The sequence below is a fragment of the Dietzia sp. NPDC055877 genome (genome assembly GCF_053615975.1).
In genome coordinates, this window is record NZ_JBSHCV010000039.1 from 1 (window position 1) to 3,182 (window position 3,182).

4 protein-coding genes are annotated in these 3,182 nt (G+C 60.5%); 2 read left to right on the forward strand and 2 right to left on the reverse strand.

Annotated elements, in window-relative coordinates; genetic code table 11:
• Positions 1-177: 177 nt before the first annotated feature.
• Complete coding sequence (locus ACWGLC_RS17705; protein WP_159081061.1) at positions 178-348, reverse strand: hypothetical protein; 171 nt, start codon at positions 346-348, stop codon at positions 178-180.
• Between the two features lie 363 nt (positions 349-711).
• Positions 712-1,935 (reverse strand): tetracycline efflux MFS transporter Tet(33), encoded by a 1,224-nt coding sequence (gene tet(33), locus ACWGLC_RS17710; RefSeq protein ID WP_010991840.1) that lies wholly within the window; start codon positions 1,933-1,935, stop codon positions 712-714.
• A 38-nt stretch (positions 1,936-1,973) separates the two neighbouring features.
• On the opposite strand from tet(33), the gene ACWGLC_RS17715 reads away from it, so the two are divergent.
• Together ACWGLC_RS17715 and ACWGLC_RS17720 are read left to right on the forward strand one after the other, a co-directional pair.
• Positions 1,974-2,543, forward strand: coding sequence for a TetR/AcrR family transcriptional regulator C-terminal domain-containing protein (locus ACWGLC_RS17715; protein WP_005882738.1), 570 nt, complete (start codon positions 1,974-1,976; stop codon positions 2,541-2,543).
• 347 nt (positions 2,544-2,890) lie between these two features.
• On the forward strand, positions 2,891-3,091 hold the full coding sequence (locus ACWGLC_RS17720) for a hypothetical protein (protein WP_069408167.1): 201 nt from the start codon (positions 2,891-2,893) through the stop codon (positions 3,089-3,091).
• The last annotated feature ends 91 nt before the right edge of the window (positions 3,092-3,182 follow it).

A 3,182-nucleotide genomic window follows, 5' to 3' on the forward strand; every position in this document is an offset into this window, starting at 1 on the left:
CCGTCCAATCTCCGCCAAGCATGCTCAAGCTTCACGATTTTTGCAACAGAGCCCGGCCAAGGACGACGACCGCGAGCCAACCCCGTAGGGTCGGCAAAGTAGTTGCGTTTCGATCGGGTAGTTTCTGCGGTTCCCAGATTACGGGCTCAAGGGTCGTTCGTGCTGTCCGCACAGGCCTCAGTCAACCTGCGTCTCGATGCAGTAGCGTCGCAGTTCTGCGATCATCGAGGTCTTGGGGGTGCTGACGAAGCGGAACGCATGGCTGAAACGGACGCGCATTCCTCCAGCCTCGAGGTAGCCGTCGCAGGAAGCGCGTCGTCCGTGGGTGACGACAGAAATGACCTCCACCCGCTCGGGAGAACGGCGGGCGCACCTCTCGGGCTGCACTGGGGCCGCTGTGTGTGGATTTCTCGATGAGCGTCCAGCTCATGTCATCGGCAAGCCACTCGGAGAGGGCCTCCAGCTCTCCCTTGGCCCGGTTCACAACCAAGTCTCCGTCGACGCACTTCCGTGAAGACTCATGGTGCTATGGCTCGATCCGATGCGCCCGGCCCTTCTCCGCGATCGGCACGCACATTTCGATGGGTCTATCAGGCTCCCAGCTGACCTGTCCTTGGTAGATGATGCCGAGTTTCCCGGTGGCGCCGTCTCGCTAGTCGGCCATGGCGAAGCAGTGTCGCCGCCGTGTTGCTCCTGCTCACGTCTCACAACTCACATCGAGTCGCCGCTCGCCCAAGAGCCGAACTTCGGGGACGCTGCTGTACCACGCATGATGAGAATCACGCAGGGCACGTAGAGTGCTGCGGCGCAGAGCCAGAGGAAGCCGTCGGCGTTGATGTAAGTGAGCGCGAAGATCGTTGTGAAAGCGACCGGTCCGAAGATCGATGTGACGCTGTTGATGCTGGCGAGCACACCCTGGAGGCGCCCTTGGTGCTGTTCATCGACGCGCTGGGAGAGAAGGGTTTGCAGAGCGGGGAGGCCGATGCCACCGATCCCCAGTGCCGCCAAGATAGGTGCCATGGAAAATGCGTCAGTGACAATCGCCAGGCCTACGAGACCCAAGGCGTCGGTAATACACCCGATGATGACTGTTTTTGCCTCACCGATCCACTCCACGATGCGGCCAGTAAGGAGGGCCTGCACGAGAACCTGTACGATCCCGAAAACGGACAGGGAGATTCCAACTTCGACGGGACTCCAGTCGAGGCGGTGTTCAGTAAACAGCACCCAGGTCGCACCTGGAGCCTGCCCAATGAATTGAACAAGGCCGAATGCGATTAATAGGAAGGTAATCCCAGGCACCGCGCTGAGGCCGGGGCGACCACGATGCTGAGCGAGCGACGCAGAGCGCGCAGGGGAATCAGGACGGGTCTCGCGTAACAGGATAAAGGTGAGTGCCAGATTGCTCGCTGAGAGAAGAGCAGCGAGCAAAAACGGCAGATGTGGCGAGATGGCACCGAACAGTCCACCCATGGCTGGCCCCGCGATCATTCCGCCGCCATAGCAGGCACTGAGTAAACCGAAACGCTTGGCGCGCTGGTGGGGTGGCGTGATGTCGGCGATCACGGTGGCGGTGACCGCATTGGTCGCTCCGGTTATCCCAGCCACTGCGCGGGCGATATAGAACACCGACAGAGCGGACGTCGTGGCGAGCACGAGATAGTCGACGGTCGCACCGGCCAGGGAAACAAGCAGCACCCGGCGGCGGCCGAATCGGTCCGACAGCGTTCCCAGTACGGGGGCAAAGATGAACTGCATTACCGCGTAGAGCGCGATCAGCACTCCGACGTTCAGCGGAACCGCATCAGCGGTGACCCCTGCCTCGTGTAGCAGTGCGGGAAGAATCGGCATCACCAGGCCCATGCCGGCGGCGTCGAGGCTAGCCGTGATGAGGACCGTGGCCAACGAGCCACGAGCGGAAGTGAGAGATGACACCTTATCAACGATAAAGTTATCGATGATAAAGTGCAAGCATGGCTCAGAAACAAGCGCGACTCGATCGTGCAGCAGTCTTGCGCGGTGCGAGGCATGTGCTCAATAACACGGGGATCGACGGTTTCACCACACGGGCGCTGGCTGCGCATCTGCGGGTGCAGCAGCCAGCGCTCTACTGGCACTTTCGGACAAAGGCCCACCTGCTCGGATCGCTCGCAGCTGATGTGCTTGATCGCGAACACCACGCCTCACTCCCAGAGTCAGGGGAGCGCTGGGACGACTTTCTCCTGCGCAACGCGCGGAGCTTCCGGACAGCGCTTCTGGCAGTCCGGGATGGAGCACGGCTGCACGCAGAGTTTCACCGTCAAAAGAGTGACCAGATGCCAGCGGGCTCGGATGCCCCCGAAAGTCAGATCGAGTTTCTCGTGTCCGAAGGATTCGCTGAGGGCTCTGCGGTCCGAGCTCTCATGGCTATCAGCCGCTATACGGTCGGTTTCGTACTAGAAGAACAAACAGCGCTCGACAACGGATGTGAGCCTGTCGATCAAGACCTAGATTTCGAGTTCGGGTTAGTTGCAATGGTTGAAGGGCTGGCATCAAAGCGATGAGGGATGCTCGCACTTTGGGTCTCTGCGTCAGTAAGGTCAATCCTTTCCCGCTCCCGCAGCACCTCCTCCGCGATACTGACGATTCGCTCATGGCTACGGGGCTCACAAACGAGCAAATCAGGGACCGTGTGCATGTCGCGTCGCGATCGCGGAACGGCACATCAGCAGCATCTTCACCATGCTCGACCTTAACGAGCGCACAGGGAACAAGCGCGTCATCGCCGTCCTCGAGTACCTCAAGAACTAAGCGTCGAGTGCGCGACCGGCGCGATGACCATAGGTAACGGCGGTTTAGCATCGGTGCCGCATCTTGACACGACTCAATCCGCGACAGCTAACCTCCGCATATGGAGTTCGACGGAATGGAGATCCCCGACGATATCGAGGTCACGGTCTGGGGGAGCAACGAGCACCGGCTCTGTAACGTCTGCCGCGCAGAATGCGACCCCGAGCCGAGCGGCGCCGACGGGTACGGCGTGCGAATCATCTACGTCTGCCGCGACCACGGACTCCAATCCGTCGTGGACCCATTCGAGCATCTCCGTTGAAGCGCGCTCTTCGCTATCTCCCTGCATTGACGCAAAGGCTCTGTTGCAAAGATTGGCGGCAGTCAGAGGTAGGCTGTCGCTCTGCGCCGAT

Excerpts from the sequence above, each read along its gene's own strand:
- ACWGLC_RS17715 (WP_005882738.1), top strand. The coding sequence starts at position 1,974 with ATGGCTCAGAAACAAGCGCGACTCGATCGTGCAGCAGTCTTGCGCGGT.
- ACWGLC_RS17720 (WP_069408167.1), top strand. The coding sequence starts at position 2,891 with ATGGAGTTCGACGGAATGGAGATCCCCGACGATATCGAGGTCACGGTC.